The sequence below is a fragment of the Pseudomonas sp. PMCC200344 genome (assembly GCF_030053095.1).
Lineage (GTDB): Bacteria > Pseudomonadota > Gammaproteobacteria > Pseudomonadales > Pseudomonadaceae > Aquipseudomonas > Aquipseudomonas svalbardensis.
Genome location: NZ_CP125618.1, coordinates 2500141 through 2513655 on the forward strand (window position 1 = coordinate 2500141; position 13515 = coordinate 2513655).

Annotated in this window: 13 protein-coding genes and 3 pseudogenes; 8 read left to right on the top strand and 8 right to left on the bottom strand. The window is 58.5% G+C overall.

Annotated elements, in window-relative coordinates; all coding sequences use genetic code 11:
* Window positions 1-148: 148 nt before the first annotated feature.
* From QFW87_RS11350 to QFW87_RS11365, 4 genes are all read left to right on the top strand, one after another.
* On the top strand, window positions 149-769 hold the full coding sequence (locus tag QFW87_RS11350; RefSeq protein WP_283190905.1) for a cell wall hydrolase: 621 nt from the start codon (window positions 149-151) through the stop codon (window positions 767-769).
* A 177-nt stretch (window positions 770-946) separates the two neighbouring features.
* Complete coding sequence (locus tag QFW87_RS11355) at window positions 947-1846, top strand: universal stress protein (protein WP_283180552.1); 900 nt, start codon at window positions 947-949, stop codon at window positions 1844-1846.
* Window positions 1847-2300: 454 nt separating this feature from the next.
* Window positions 2301-2822, top strand: a complete 522-nt coding sequence (locus tag QFW87_RS11360; RefSeq protein ID WP_283180551.1) for a Chromate resistance protein ChrB — start codon at window positions 2301-2303, stop codon at window positions 2820-2822.
* Window positions 2823-2889: 67 nt separating this feature from the next.
* Window positions 2890-4056 (top strand): MFS transporter, encoded by a 1167-nt coding sequence (locus QFW87_RS11365; RefSeq protein ID WP_283190906.1) that lies wholly within the window; start codon window positions 2890-2892, stop codon window positions 4054-4056.
* 359 nt (window positions 4057-4415) lie between these two features.
* Here the strand turns inward: QFW87_RS11365 and QFW87_RS11370 are convergent, their stop codons facing one another.
* The 4 genes and pseudogenes from QFW87_RS11370 to QFW87_RS11385 all read right to left on the bottom strand — a co-directional run bounded on the left by QFW87_RS11370 (window position 4416) and on the right by QFW87_RS11385 (window position 7704).
* Window positions 4416-5840, bottom strand: a complete 1425-nt coding sequence (locus QFW87_RS11370) for a GGDEF domain-containing protein (protein ID WP_283190532.1) — start codon at window positions 5838-5840, stop codon at window positions 4416-4418.
* Between the two features lie 198 nt (window positions 5841-6038).
* On the bottom strand, window positions 6039-6329 hold the full coding sequence (locus QFW87_RS11375; protein WP_283180549.1) for a hypothetical protein: 291 nt from the start codon (window positions 6327-6329) through the stop codon (window positions 6039-6041).
* A gap of 168 nt (window positions 6330-6497) precedes the next feature.
* Window positions 6498-7204: pseudogene (locus QFW87_RS11380) on the bottom strand (LysR substrate-binding domain-containing protein); the annotation flags it as partial.
* Window positions 7205-7218: 14 nt separating this feature from the next.
* The gene (locus QFW87_RS11385; RefSeq protein WP_283180548.1) at window positions 7219-7704 is read right to left on the bottom strand and encodes an adenosine-specific kinase; all 486 of its coding nucleotides are present in this window, start codon (window positions 7702-7704) and stop codon (window positions 7219-7221) included.
* Between the two features lie 174 nt (window positions 7705-7878).
* On the opposite strand from QFW87_RS11385, the gene QFW87_RS11390 reads away from it, so the two are divergent.
* Complete coding sequence (locus QFW87_RS11390; RefSeq protein ID WP_283190533.1) at window positions 7879-8079, top strand: CstA-like transporter-associated (seleno)protein; 201 nt, start codon at window positions 7879-7881, stop codon at window positions 8077-8079.
* On the opposite strand, the pseudogene QFW87_RS11395 reads toward QFW87_RS11390, so the two are convergent.
* A pseudogene (locus QFW87_RS11395) lies at window positions 8076-8333 on the bottom strand (hypothetical protein); the annotation flags it as partial. The gene QFW87_RS11390 and the pseudogene QFW87_RS11395 overlap by 4 nt on opposite strands.
* On the opposite strand from QFW87_RS11395, the pseudogene QFW87_RS11400 reads away from it, so the two are divergent.
* Window positions 8323-8850, top strand: a pseudogene (locus QFW87_RS11400) (nitrilase-related carbon-nitrogen hydrolase); the annotation flags it as partial. The pseudogenes QFW87_RS11395 and QFW87_RS11400 sit on opposite strands and share 11 nt — an antisense overlap.
* Window positions 8851-8902: 52 nt before the next feature.
* Here QFW87_RS11400 and QFW87_RS11405 read toward each other — a convergent pair.
* From QFW87_RS11405 to QFW87_RS11415, 3 genes are all read right to left on the bottom strand, one after another.
* Window positions 8903-9601 (bottom strand): dienelactone hydrolase family protein, encoded by a 699-nt coding sequence (locus QFW87_RS11405; protein WP_283180546.1) that lies wholly within the window; start codon window positions 9599-9601, stop codon window positions 8903-8905.
* A gap of 93 nt (window positions 9602-9694) precedes the next feature.
* Window positions 9695-10210, bottom strand: a complete 516-nt coding sequence (locus tag QFW87_RS11410) for a DoxX family protein (protein WP_283190534.1) — start codon at window positions 10208-10210, stop codon at window positions 9695-9697.
* 57 nt (window positions 10211-10267) lie between these two features.
* Window positions 10268-10471, bottom strand: a complete 204-nt coding sequence (locus QFW87_RS11415) for a hypothetical protein (protein ID WP_283190535.1) — start codon at window positions 10469-10471, stop codon at window positions 10268-10270.
* Window positions 10472-10774: 303 nt separating this feature from the next.
* On the opposite strand from QFW87_RS11415, the gene glsB reads away from it, so the two are divergent.
* A complete protein-coding gene (gene glsB / locus QFW87_RS11420) occupies window positions 10775-11683 on the top strand; it encodes a glutaminase B (protein WP_283190536.1) in 909 nt (302 codons plus the stop codon).
* Between the two features lie 171 nt (window positions 11684-11854).
* On the top strand, window positions 11855-13357 hold the full coding sequence (locus QFW87_RS11425; protein ID WP_283190537.1) for an aldehyde dehydrogenase family protein: 1503 nt from the start codon (window positions 11855-11857) through the stop codon (window positions 13355-13357).
* Window positions 13358-13515: the final 158 nt, after the last annotated feature.

Here is a 13515-nt window from a genome sequence, read left to right on the forward strand (position 1 = left end):
TGATGCGCGATTTCACCCCCGCGAGTGCAATGACTTTTCACGCCCCAAGACTGTTTTTTTTGTTCGTCTGTTGGAATGAATTTTGGCAACTACAATCAAGCAAAGTCGCCAGCGCGGCGTGCTCCCGATTCCGCCAGAAGGGTCGATCATGCGAGTTATCTGGATAGCCACCTGCTTGGCAATAACTCTTCTCGCTGGCCAGGCCACTGCGTCTGAGCAAGAGCAAAAAAAGGAAGTGGCTGAGGACAAGGCCGAGGTCCTTGAGCATAAAGCTGCGGAGATGGGCTCCGATGTACCGGTGCCCAGGTCAGAAGCCATCACCACCTCCGAAGTTCAGGCAGTCGATCCCGCCGGTGCGTCGCCGCTGGACGATGCAACCACCTGTCTGGCCCGCTCCATCTATTGGGAAGCCAAAGGCAAATCGTCCGCCGACATGGAAGCCGTCGCCAGCGTCGTCATGAACCGCCTGGGCCATGGGGGCTTTCCGGACACGGTATGCGCCGTGGTCAAGCAGGGTTCTGAAACCAGGAATTGTCAGTTTTCGTGGTGGTGTGATGGACGCTCGGATCAGGTCCAGGAAGAAACCCAATACGCGATGGCCAAGGAAATCGCGCGCAAGGCGCTCAACAAGCAACTGAACGACCGAACCCGCGGCGCGATGTATTTCCACGACCGGAATGTGAAACCCGTTTGGGCCAGGAAATACATCAAGACCACAGAGACCTTGATGTTTCTTTTTTATAAGCCGCGTGGTGGGTCGGCGAAGTAGGGACGATCGCATGAGCGAGGTCTACGCCATCCTTAAAGCCTATGGCTCCAAACTCGGGAATCCAGGCGTATATTGATAGTGTCGATCCAGATAGTTGAGGCGATAGTAAATCGTCGGTGGTGTGACAGGCGAGAGCGCTGGGGGAGCTAGATATCCCGGAACGTTTGGAGGTGTTACATGAGCCAATATCAACGACTCTTTCTGATAGCCGGTCCAGGCATGCGTCACACACCGGCGTTGGAGCGAGCGGTCGCCATTGCCGAAGCCACTGGCGCAGCGCTGCACATCACGGTGTTTATCGAAGACTACAACCTCTTGGGTTTGAGCGCTGGTGCACGTTTTCGTGAGGCCTGTCAGCAAGAGAACGAAAAATGGTTGAAGGATGAGGCCGATCTAATACGCGAGCGCGGGGTCATGGTGAGTACCGAAGTGCTTGTTACGCGAACCGCGCTGCAAGAAATACTTCGGCATGTGGCAGAAATGCAGCCGGATCTGGTTATCAAGGACGTGCAACACGAGTCAGCGCTCAAACGCGTTTTCATTACGCCTCTGGATTGGCACCTGTTGCGTGAATGTCCGGTGGCTGTGCATCTGGTCAGCGAAATCAGGTGTCCACTTCCGCGGGTGGTAGTGGCGGCAGTCGATCCGTCACAACCTGAGACTCAGATCGCTGGCATCAACGACCGCATCATCCAGGCGGCGAACGGATTGTCAATGCAATGCAGCGCGGAACTGCATCTGCTGCATGCCTACGATCTATCGCAGACACATATATCCGACGCAGGCGCTGGTGCAGTGACGATGCCAGGTTTCAGCAGCGAAGTGCGCAAGTCACTGCAAAAGTCATTTATCGCATTGGCTGACCACTATGGTGTGCCCACTGAGCGACAACACTTCGTTGAAGGGCCACCTGGCAAAGCGCTGGCCGACTTTGCAGCGCATCACCGGGCCGATGTGATCGTCATGGGAAACGCGCATCGCAAGGGACTGGGCAAATGGGTGGGCAGTACGACGGAGCATGTTCTGTATCAAGTGCCCTGCAACATTTTCGCCGTTACGGGGTCTGCGGATCAGTGAATGGATTCGCTATTAAATGACTCGTAAAGAGCGCCTCAGCGACTGGGGCGGATTGTTTGAGGGCGCGCGTTGAGGTATCCCGGTAGGTATCGCCATCGGTTGCCGCCAAAAGCTCAAATCAAACAGCGTATGCCGACATGCCAGCGGCTTGTCTGCCGGTCGCTCCTCGCCGACTCCGGCCATCCGCGACCGGTTGCAATCGGCCCAATTGCAGGCGTTGGCGAATGGTTGAGATGTGTAGATTCGGTCAAGAAAACGGCCAACCGCGAACGGCCCTAACCTTCTCCACTGCGACTCATGCAACCATCCCGGATGTTCGATCAGTAGAACTGATGACCAGGGTGTGTACCTCTGACGCCTCAGTTGATCACTGTTTGGTTTTCTAGATTCAGTTCGGCTAGGATGTAACCATCGTTACATTTTATGAGTCTCTATGAGCGCAACAAACTGGCTATTGATCACCTACAAAGTCCCCGCAGAGCCGACCACCAAACGCATAGCCTTATGGCGCCGCCTAAAAGCCATGGGGGCCGTGTACTTGCAAAGCGGGGTGTGCCTGTTGCCCAAGACCGATGACCATATTCGCCGACTGAAGATGATTGAAAACGACATCGCCGGCATGGCTGGCGATTGTGTGATCCTGGAGACTGTGGCGCTGGACCGTGCTCAGGAAGATAAAGTCATCGCTCGTTTCAAAGCTGATCGGGACGACCAGTATCGTGAGTTCCTCGGCCGCTGCGCGGACTTCGAGGCCGAGATCGCCCACGAAGTGGCGATCCAGAAGTTCACTTACGCGGAACTGGAGGAAGAGGATTCCGACCTAAAGAAATTGCAACGCTGGCTCGAAAAGATCCGCAAGCTCGATTTCTATGGAGCGCAACTGGCCGAGGTAGCGGCGACGCGGTTGCAGGAGTGCGAGGCGATTTTGGATGCCTATGCCAAACAGGTTTTCGAGGCTCATGATGAAAACCACTGACAAGCCGGGCGATGTTTCAACTACTGCGCCAATCCAGAAGACCTCAACCGGGAATGCCTGGCGCACCATGCCTGGCGGTATCTGGGCGCTAGGCTTCGTCTCGATGCTGATGGACATCTCCTCAGAGATGATCCATGCATTGCTGCCGCTCTACATGGTGACAGTACTGGGTACCTCCGTCCTGGCGGTGGGGCTCATCGAAGGGATAGCCGAGGCTACGGCCTCGATCACCAAGGTATTCTCCGGGGCGCTCAGTGATCGATTGGGCAAGCGCAAACTGCTCGCGGCGCTGGGTTATGGACTGGGGGCACTGTCCAAGCCGATCTTTCCTTTGGCGGGCTCGCTGGACTGGCTGATCGGGGCTCGCTTTATCGACCGCATTGGCAAAGGTATTCGCGGCGCCCCGCGCGATGCGTTGGTAGCCGACATCACGCCGCCCGAGATACGGGGGGCAGCTTTCGGCCTGCGGCAAACTCTGGATACCGTGGGTGCGTTCCTGGGACCGTTGCTGGCGATCGGATTGATGTGGCTAACCGCGAACCACTTCCAGACTGTGTTCTGGGTGGCCGTCATCCCGGCCTTCCTCGCCGTCGCGGTGCTGCTGGTGTTCGTTCATGAGCCCAAACAAGTGGAAGGGACGCACCGGGTGCGTGCGCCTTTGAGCCGGCGGGAATTAGCCCGACTGGGCGCTGGTTACTGGTGGGTGGTGGGTGTCGCTGCGGTGTTCACCCTGGCGCGCTTCAGTGAAGCCTTTCTGATCCTGCGCGGCCAGACCGTTGGGCTGGCGCCGATGTGGGCACCCGCGGTGCTTGTCCTGATGGGAGTGGCGTACTCGCTGTCAGCCTATCCCGCCGGGGCATTGTCGGATCGTGTCAGCCGCGTGACGGTGCTCGGTGCAGGTCTGATATTGCTGATTGCTGCCGATCTGACGCTGGCGTTCGCGCCGGGCATCGGTGGCCTGGTCGCAGGCGTCGTTCTATGGGGGCTGCACATGGGGTTTACCCAAGGGATATTCGCCGCCCTGATCGCCGATTGCGCGCCGGCTGAACTGCGTGGGACGGCATTTGGCATGTTCAATTTGTTGACTGGGTTGGCCTTGCTGATGGCTAGTGTCATCGCGGGGGCGCTGTGGGATACGGTAGGCTACCAGGCTACCTTCTTGATGGGAGGGGGCTTCGCTGTGCTGGCTTTTCTGGGGTTGTGGGTGATCCAGGCAAAAATTCAGGTTCGATAGCAACTCAGTTACTACCGATATGACGGCAGGTCCGTTTACGTGGTCGATTGCAGGCCCTCACGACAGGCAGCTTTTGGCCGATTGCTGCCTGTCGCGATGGGCAACAATCGATCAACACCCCTTGCCCAAAGTGGCCCTTTTATTAGCCCAGGCACCCGATATGCGTGCCCTGGTGCCGGACAGCTAAATAACCACCATTGCGCCTGACTTGCTCACAATGTGCCGGGTTGATGCTCAGCAGATCGCATAGTCGGTCGAAGCCAGGCGCAGCCTGTACGTCGTGAAAGGAACGCTCCGAATGCGGAGATCGAATAACGCCCAATGCTGTGGCGCAAAGCCGGGTATCGGTGCCGACGCTTTCACAGCGATTGGAGGCTGGTCTTGATGGTAGTGACCACACGGTTACGGCCTTCGTGTTTAGCGTGATACAGGCGTTGATCAGCTGTACGCAGAATGGCCTCGATGGTGTCGCCGTCGCGGCCGGATTGCGATACGCCGATGCTCACTGTGACCACGGTTAACCGCTGCAGGCCATGAAAAGAATTACTTGCAACGGTGTTTCGCAGACGCTCGGCGATTACGTGCGCGCCTTCAAGTGAAGTCTGAGGTAGCAGAATCATGAACTCTTCCCCGCCCACTCGGGCTACGCCGTCATACGGCCGGATCGAATCGAGGCATTTCTCCACGAAATCTTTCAGGATGTCGTCGCCAACCTGATGCCCGAAGCGATCGTTGATGGACTTGAAATTATCCAGATCGAGTGCCAACACGGAGAACGGCTCACCGCCGCGCTTGGTCCGGCCCATTTCGACTTCGACCCGCTCCATGAACCGACGCCGATTATCAGCGCCAGTCAGTGGATCGGTCGCCGCAAGGTGCCCGAGCTCTTGATTGGTGCGCTGGAGTTCCTGCAGGGCGCTCTCGGTATACGCCATCGCTTCGGCAAGACGCACCATCAACTCCTCTTGGCTGTAAATCTTCGAGAACGACCGCGTGGTGAGAAACGCTTGCACGACTCCATAGCTCAACATGAAGAATCCACCGGCGAAGATCGCATGAGCGAGCCACCACATGTGGTTCCACGGACGTGCAAGGATGAAGGCAAGCGATGACAGCGCGAACGCGGTGACCGAGATGACAAAAATCATCATCAACGGCGAACGGATACGGCGCAGCAGGAGTATTGCCACGGTCAATGTGGAAAGAATGAGGGCACCACTTTCCATCGAGAGGCGCACCGCGAGATTGCCGGCGATCGGTGAATTCGCGACGTACGCCACTGCCACGTCAACCAACAGGAACAGTCCTATCCAGGTCAACCACGGGCGGGCCTTCATTCGTTGGTCCGCTGCATCGGGTGGGCGGTGGTACGACAGCATTCCGACTAACAGCAGAATCGACATGACCAGTCGGGAGGCCGGTCCATAAAGCAGGAAGAGCCAGATATTGTGGTGCGCTTGCCCGGTGAACGCGCCATGCAACGCGTAGATCAGTACAAAACCGAGAAAACCAAGCGTCATCCATCGCAGCAGCGGATCTCCCGATGACTGATAGCAGCGCCACGTTACGTAAGTAACAAACAGGCCCGCCAAGGTGGCTGCCGTGATCGCAATGATATGGAACAGGTGATTCTCGAATATAAGGGTGGGGTCTTGAAAGACGTACAAGTAGCCAATCAGATAGGCCGGAACAAACGCAAATCCTGCGAGCAGCAAGTAGGCATAAACCTTGACCATGAGGCGGACGGCTTCAGGTGGCTCGCCGCTGGCGATGAGATTGCTCATGGCTCCCTCCAAGTTGAAATCTATTTAGCCAGCACCGGTCCGATATTGGCTCCAAAGCCGCCTGCCTGCCTGCCAACGGTCCCTCGCATCATTTCGCAGATAGGGGGTGGACCGATCTATGGCATTTCAATATTAGACTCCTTCCCAATTCCTGCTGCACAAGCAGGTAAAAATGTTCACGCGAACGCAAGGGGCGCGCTAATTGATCTGCACAATGACCGGGCCTTCCGTGACGACTGGCGGGTTCGCGTGGATGTGCGAGGCGTTTTTCTGAATCCAGTCGCGAGCGACTTTCATGCTCTCATCGGTGCCGGCCTTGTCCGTGCAAACAGTCACCGACATACCGCCATCACTGAGAGGTAGCAGTGTGTAGCTTGCCAGGCCAGCCACTTTCCGGAGGGCAGCTTCGACGTCGGCCTTTTGCTTTTCTAAAACATCGAAAAGCTGCTTTGCACCAGGACCTGAGTAGGTTCGTATGACCGCATACATAGTCGTCTCCTTTGTGATTTACCGTCTTGATACCCACCCAGATCCGCTGATGGCCGCTATCACTTGGGTTTCAGTTCGTACCGATTTGTTCAGCTTAGTCAAACGCCGGTGACAAGCGAAATGCAACGACCACCGGCAGCTCCGTGAGCTGACGCCCACCAACCCTGTTCAGTCGTGCGTAGATTCCGGTTCCTCCAGATGATCGATGTGCTTGAAGCGCTCGACCAGAAAATCGATCAGGCTGCGTACCCGCGCCGACAGGTGCAACTGTTGCGGATACACGGCGTAGACATCGGCGCGGGTGGGGGTCTGATCCTCCAGCACCAGGCGCAAGCGACCAATGCGCACGTAACGAGCGATGTCCCATTCGGCCCGCAGCAAAATGCCGTATCCTTCCAGCGCCCAGTTCAGGGCCACTTCACCGTCGTTGCAGCCTAACGCGCCGCGCACTTTGATGTTTTGCGTGCGCCCACCGTTGGTGAAACGCCACACGCCGTTGGGCGTTTCGTTTTGCCGCAGGAAGATGTAGTTGTGTTGCTGTAAATCCGCCAGGTGTTGGGCACGCCATGTTGTTCCAGGTACAGCGACGAGGCGCATAACAGACGGCGATTGGAGGCGATCTTTCGGGCATGTAAGGCGGCGTCCGGCAGCGTGCCGAAACGAATACCCAGGTCAAACCCGTGAGTCGTCAGGTCGAGCGGGTGGTCGCTGATTTCCAGCTGTATTTCCACCTCCGGGTATTGCGCGAAGAACGCGCCCAGGGCGGGGCCGATATAGCGCCGACCGAATCCCAGCGAAGCGTTGACGCGAATCAGGCCTTTAGGGGTTGCCCGACTGCTGCTGATCAGCTGCTCGACCTCGTCGATCTGCGTCAGATAACGGAAGGTGCTCAAAGTTTGTAGCCGATCTGCCGCAACAGGTTCTTGCGCCACAGGATGTCTTCCTCGCCTTCAATGCCACGGGCACAGTAGCCATCCACCACGCCCAGAATCGCTCGCCCTTGGTCCGTCTCGGCGAGAATCACTTCAGTCGGATTGGCCGTTGCACAAAAAATTCGGCACACCTCTGGAACCATTTTGACGGCGTTCAACACGTTTACGGGATAGAAGCCATCGTCGAGGAAAATGATGAAGCTATGGCCTGCGCCGATGGCTTGGGCATTGCTCCGGGCCAGTTCGATCATGGCGGTATCGGTGCCGGACCAGCGCACCAGGCATTTGCCGGAAGCTTCGCAAAAGGCCACGCCAAAGCGGATACCTGGCACGGCATTGACCAACGCTTCGTGGATGTCCTCGACGGACTTGATGAAGTGGGTCTGACCCAAAATGAAGTTCGTCGCTTCCGGTTTATCGATTTTCAACGTGATGAGTTGCATCTCAAACGCCTCCTTTCACGATGTCGTTACTCTTCAGCCTAGCGTGAGAACGAGCCGGGCGTTGAGCATCGATGCGTTTGATACTTGAACATACAAAGCGCCCCGGTGCTGACACATTGCAGATACATCAGTGCGGTTTCATGGGCCAGCCCCACACTCATAGAGAGAATTGCCATGTACCGCAAACTGCAGCATGTCGCGAAGTTCCTCAGCCAGAGCGCGCGTTTGATGGTCGGCGTGCCCGATTACGATAACTACGTTGCGCAAATGGCGCTCAATCGTCCCGGCGAACCGGTCATGAGCTATTCGGCGTTTTTCCGTGAGCGTCAGGAGGCCCGTTTCGGCCGTGGGAAATGTAATACCCGTTGCTGCTAGAACTTCGCATAGTTCAACGCATCGACAATGGCCGAGCCGCCGATACCGGTCAGCGACAGCAGTAGCGCCCGGATCAGCGGGTCTTCCGCGTAGTGTGAGAACGAGCCGGTATTGAACGTCGCGGCCCGCTCGCGGATCATCTTGAACTTGGTGTAGCAAGGCGTCGTTTCGGGTGTTTGCAGCAGATAGGCGTCGAGCCGTTGCAGTGCAAGCGTGCGGGACTTTTCCGCTGCGCGTCGCAGCGACAGCGCGGTAGGGCGCATCGGCCAACTGGCGTGCTGGGAACATTACAACCCGCTGGCCCGTTACGCCTTGATGGCCGACGGCGAACAGATCCTCGCCTCGATGTACCCAGGGTCGTTTGCTGGCCCGCTGTTTACCTCGCAAATGGAAGTCAACATTCGTCAACACGCGCTGGAATCGGCGTGCTTCGTGGTCAACTCCACGGCCTGGCTGAACCCTGAGCAACAGGCGCAAATCATGGCCGATACCGGCTGCCCCATTTTCGGTGGTTGCTTTACCGCGATCATCAGCCCGGACGGCGTAGTGCTGGGCTCGCTGACCGAAGGCGAAGGCGAAGGCGAGGTGATCGTCGACCTCGACATGGGCCTGATCGACAAGCGCAAACGCATGATGGATTCGCGCGGTCACTACAGCCGTCCAGAACTGTTGAGCCTGCTGATCGACCGCACACCGACAGCCCATGTGCATGAGCGCAGTGCGCATCCGAAACTGGCGGTGACCGATACTGTGGAAGAAATCAGTCGTTAAACGGCAGATACAAAAAAGGGGACTCTGGAAGTCCCCTTTTGCTCGCCTGGCCTTACAGTTCCATACCCAAAAAGATCAGCGTGTTGCCATGTGCCTCAACCGCTGCGCGCTGGTTGTAGCTGTCGCGATGCGAGCAGTTGAAGCCATGTTCGGCTTCCGGATACACGACAATTTCGACGTTATCGTTGGTATCGAAACGCTCAGCGATTTTCTCCACGGCTTCCAGTGGGATGTGGCTGTCCTGTTCACCGAAGTGCATCAGCAGCGGCACTTCGATTTCATCGGCCCGGTCCAGCTGATTCTGGATTCCGCCGCCGTAATAGGCGATGGCCACGTCCACCAGTCCATTGGCGGCGGTGTGGTACGAGAGCAAACCACCGAAGCAGTAACCAATCGAGGCGATGCCGCCGTCCAGACCCGGCTGGGCTTTCAAGGCGTCGATGGCCAGTTCGATGTCGGTCTGTGCCTTGCTGATGTCGGTGGTGTTCATCAACTCGACGGCGCGTTTCCAACCGGCCTCGTCGTAGGTCAGTTCGATGCGGTGGCCGCTGCGCCAGAACAGGTCCGGTGCAATCACCAGGTAACCGTCGGCAGCGTATTGTTCGGCGACCGAGCGGATGTGTTCATTCACGCCAAAGATTTCCTGGATCAACACGATCCCCGGGCCTTTGCGGGTGTGCGGAATGGCCAGGTAAGCGCCGAATTTTCCGTCGGCGCTGTCGATCTCGATCCATTGGGTGGTCACGCTCATGGTGGCTCCTTTCTTCGCATGTGAGTGGGGTGAAGCTTGTTGGGGCTGTAAGTCGTCGATGCTGGGTTCTTGACGTATCGAGTCCCTGGCGTTTCAGCGGTTATCGCGGCGCCAGAAGACTCGAGCCAGCAGCGCATCGAGGCTGAGCTTGCCGGCACCCGAGAGCAACAGCGGCATAAAGGCCGCGAGGTAGATCAGCGGCAGTTTGAAGTTGCCGTGACCCTTGTTGCTGATGGCGTAACCCTGGGCAAGCTCACTCAATGTAGACCAATCGGCCGGCCAGTGAACGACGGCGGTCGCGACGACCGTGACCACGATCAAAATGATTGCCGAGATCCGCGTTCCCAGGCCGACCAGTATGGCCAGGGCGCAGATCAGTTCGGCCCACATCGACAGGTCCCAGTTCAGCGTGGCCGGCACGTGGTTGAAGGGGAACGGGAAGCTGTCCTGAATATCGGCAAACCAGTTTTCGCCATTGAATTTTTCCAGGCCTGATTCGAAGAACTCCCAGGCAAGGAACACCCGCAGGGTCAGCGGCGCAATCCAGCTACCGGCACGGTCGAGGTTCAGGTGCAGGCCTTTCACAGCCGAAGAGAGTGAGGTGGACATGGGCTTGATCTCCGTTCAGTGAGGGAGGAGGGGCACCGCGGTGCCCCACACATTGGGTTACTCGCCGGCGCCGCACTTGCCTTCGCCACATTTGCCTTCCGCCGGTTTTTCTGCCGAGTCGGCCTGGACCTGGCTGTAGCCGTGGGCCAGTTGTTTCATGCTGAACGCCTCGGACTCAGAGGCTGAAGCCGCGTTGGACAGGGCCAGGCCGCCAGCGATGATCAGGCCGAGGGTCAAAGAAGAAGTCGAGAGTTTGAACATGGTGATACTCCGTAGCATTGAGTGAGTTGAGCGCTCTGATCGGCGTGGCCAATCGACAGGCACAGTTCATCAAGCAGGTGTATCTGCGATGTGTCTTTGGCGTGGGGTTTTAGAGGCGGGGTGTGTCGGGGGCGGGGCTGTACACACTGTGATACGTAACCCTGAAATTGCTCAGCTAGAACGCAGCCTCGCTGGGGCTCGACAGCTGCTACAGAGAGCCGGTGGCATGTGATCCGGCCTCGACCGCTGGCGTCTAGCGTCTGTGTCCCCACAATCCCATGGGGCGAGACTTCGGAACCCGGCATGCAAGCGCTGTTGAACGAGATCCTTGACGCAGTACGTCCCCTGATCGGCCAGGGCAAGGTGGCTGACTACATTCCCGCCCTCGGTTCGGTGCCGGCCGATCAGTTGGGCATCGCGGTGTATGGCAATGACGGCGAACTGTATTGCGCCGGCGATGCCCATACGCTGTTCTCGGTGCAGAGTATTTCCAAGGTGTTCAGCCTGGTGCAGGCCATCGGACACTCCGGCGAAGCCATTTGGAAACGCCTGGGTCACGAGCCTTCCGGCCAGCCGTTCAATTCGCTGGTGCAACTGGAGTTTGAGCGCGGACGCCCGCGCAATCCCTTCATCAATGCCGGTGCGCTGGTGATCTGCGACATCAACCAGTCACGCTTTGCCGCGCCGGCCCTGTCCATGCGCGATTTTGTCCGTCGGCTGTCCGGCAACCCGCAAGTCATGGTGGACGGCAAGGTCGCCGAGTCCGAATACCAGCATCGTGCGCGCAACGCGGCGATGGCTTATCTGATGCAGTCTTTCGGCAATTTCCACAACGACGTCGAAGCGGTACTGCGCAGTTACTTCAGCCATTGTGCCCTGCGCATGAGCTGCGTGGATCTGGCGCGGGCGTTCTGTTTTCTGGCCAATGACGGTTTCTGCAAGCACAGCGGTGAACAGATTCTAACCGCCCGCCAGACCCAGCAAGTCAACTCGATCATGGCCACCAGCGGCCTCTACGATGAAGCCGGCAATTTTGCCTATCGCGTCGGTTTGCCCGGCAAGAGCGGCGTGGGCGGGGGGATTGTCGCGGTGGTGCCGGGGCAATTCACGGTGTGCGTCTGGTCGCCGGAGTTGAACACCGCCGGCAACTCCCTCGCGGGCATGGCCGCGCTGGAGTTGCTGAGTCAGCGGATTGGCTGGTCGGTGTTCTAGACCGGGTCAGCGCGGCAACGCTTCGACCCGGCTGCGTGTACCTCTTTTAGCGTAGGAGGGCCGTGTGCCGGGCCGCCGGGTTTTCGATCACCGGTCAGGCGTGCGGTTAATGACGCTCCAGGGATTTTCCTATACATTTTCCGGCCGCCCACAGCATGGTGAAACCGCTTCATGTCTCTTGCGCTCGAACGTCTAGTCGCTGGCACGCCTATCCCTTTCGCCGGGAATCGTGTCTCTGTGGTCAGCCCCGAATTGGCCGCGCGTTTTCAGCCCGGGGACCATTTGCTGGTGGAGCAGGTCAGCGGCGAATTGTTGCTGATTCCGGTGGCTGACCAGCAAGCGGCGGCCATTGCAATCGAGCGTGCCGAAGCGGCGTTCAGCGCAATGGCCGCGGTCTCCGATCAAGCCATCAGCGAGTTCTTTGATCGCTTCGCCCAACGCCTGGAAAACCCTGACTGCTGGGCCTTGATCGAAGCCGCCAACCTGGCCGACATCGAGCGGGCCAAGGCCCGTGGACGTTCCACCACGCGGCTTCTGGCGGATGAACGCATGCGCCGCGACATGATCGCCGGCCTCAGGGCCTGGCGCGATGCGTCGGCCACGCGCGGCAAAGTGGTCAGTTGCATCGAGCATGACGGTTGGAAAGTCGAGCAAGTGGTCTCGCCGCTCGGCATCGTCGCGTTCGTCTTCGAAGGGCGACCGAACGTCTTCGCCGACGCCGCCGGTGTGTTGCGTACGGGTAACACGGCGGTGTTGCGCATTGGTAGCGATGCGTTGGGCACGGCGCAAGCCATCGTCACCCACGCGCTGAATCCGGCACTGAGCGACGCCGGGTTGCCGACCGGCGCGGTGTCGCTGGTGGAAAGCGTCAATCACGCGGCCGGTTGGGCGATGTTCGCCGACCGGCGTCTGTCGCTGGCGGTGGCCCGTGGTTCGGGTCGCGCTGTCAGTCAATTGGGCAGCATCGCCCAGCAGGCCGGCACCGCCGTCAGCCTGCACGGCACCGGTGGCGCCTGGTTGATCGCCGACAAGGACGCCAATGCCAAGCGCTTTGCCGCGGTAGTGCGCAACTCGCTGGATCGCAAAGTCTGCAACACGATGAACGTCTGCCTGATTCACCGTGACCGTGTTGCGCAATTGCTGCCGCTGTTCCTCGACGCGCTGCAACAGGCTGGCACCGCACGCGGGCAGGGCTGCAAATTGCACATCGTCGAAGGCAGCGAGCCGTACTTGCCGACCGATTGGCAGACTGCCAGCGTTGAGGTGTACCGCGCCGAAGGCTATCGAACCGAAGCGTTGGCCGAACCGCTGCCCGAGGATCAGTTGGGCCGCGAGTGGGAATGGGAAGAAACCCCGGAAGTCAGCCTGAAGATTGTCGATGACCTGGACAGCGCCATCGCGTTGTTCAATCGCTATAGCCCGCAATTCACCGTGTCGTTGATCAGTGAAGATGCCGCGGCTCAGGAACGCTTCTACAACGCGGTCAACGCACCTTTTGTCGGCAACGGGATTACCCGCTGGGTCGACGGACAGTACGCGCTGAACAAGCCGGAACTGGGGCTTTCGAACTGGGAGAGCGGTCGTCTGTTTGCTCGCAGTGCGATTCTCTCGGGAGATGGGGTGTTCACGATCCGCAGTCGCATGACCCAGACGGATCTGTCGGTCAAACGCTGATCCAGCACCACGACCCCAGTCAACGGCCGCACTATACTTAATGTGCGTCTGTATGGGCGTGGCGAGCACTCCAAAACGTATCAGATGTCCATAACGCTCGCCTGAGAGTCAAGGCTGCACAGCCAATGGACGGGCAGTGCATCCGATGACGGAGAGAG

Bases quoted from the DNA above. Each gene is read 5' to 3' on its own strand.
- glsB (WP_283190536.1), top strand. From the start codon at position 10,775: ATGCAAGCGCTGTTGAACGAGATCCTTGACGCAGTACGTCCCCTGATC.
- QFW87_RS11405 (WP_283180546.1), bottom strand. From the start codon at position 9,601: ATGAGCGTGACCACCCAATGGATCGAGATCGACAGCGCCGACGGAAAA.
- QFW87_RS11370 (WP_283190532.1), bottom strand. From the start codon at position 5,840: ATGAGCAATCTCATCGCCAGCGGCGAGCCACCTGAAGCCGTCCGCCTC.
- QFW87_RS11390 (WP_283190533.1), top strand. From the start codon at position 7,879: ATGTACCGCAAACTGCAGCATGTCGCGAAGTTCCTCAGCCAGAGCGCG.
- QFW87_RS11355 (WP_283180552.1), top strand. From the start codon at position 947: ATGAGCCAATATCAACGACTCTTTCTGATAGCCGGTCCAGGCATGCGT.
- QFW87_RS11425 (WP_283190537.1), top strand. From the start codon at position 11,855: ATGTCTCTTGCGCTCGAACGTCTAGTCGCTGGCACGCCTATCCCTTTC.
- QFW87_RS11365 (WP_283190906.1), top strand. From the start codon at position 2,890: ATGCCTGGCGGTATCTGGGCGCTAGGCTTCGTCTCGATGCTGATGGAC.
- QFW87_RS11385 (WP_283180548.1), bottom strand. From the start codon at position 7,704: ATGCAACTCATCACGTTGAAAATCGATAAACCGGAAGCGACGAACTTC.
- QFW87_RS11375 (WP_283180549.1), bottom strand. From the start codon at position 6,329: ATGTATGCGGTCATACGAACCTACTCAGGTCCTGGTGCAAAGCAGCTT.
- QFW87_RS11350 (WP_283190905.1), top strand. From the start codon at position 149: ATGCGAGTTATCTGGATAGCCACCTGCTTGGCAATAACTCTTCTCGCT.
- QFW87_RS11415 (WP_283190535.1), bottom strand. From the start codon at position 10,471: ATGTTCAAACTCTCGACTTCTTCTTTGACCCTCGGCCTGATCATCGCT.
- QFW87_RS11410 (WP_283190534.1), bottom strand. From the start codon at position 10,210: ATGTCCACCTCACTCTCTTCGGCTGTGAAAGGCCTGCACCTGAACCTC.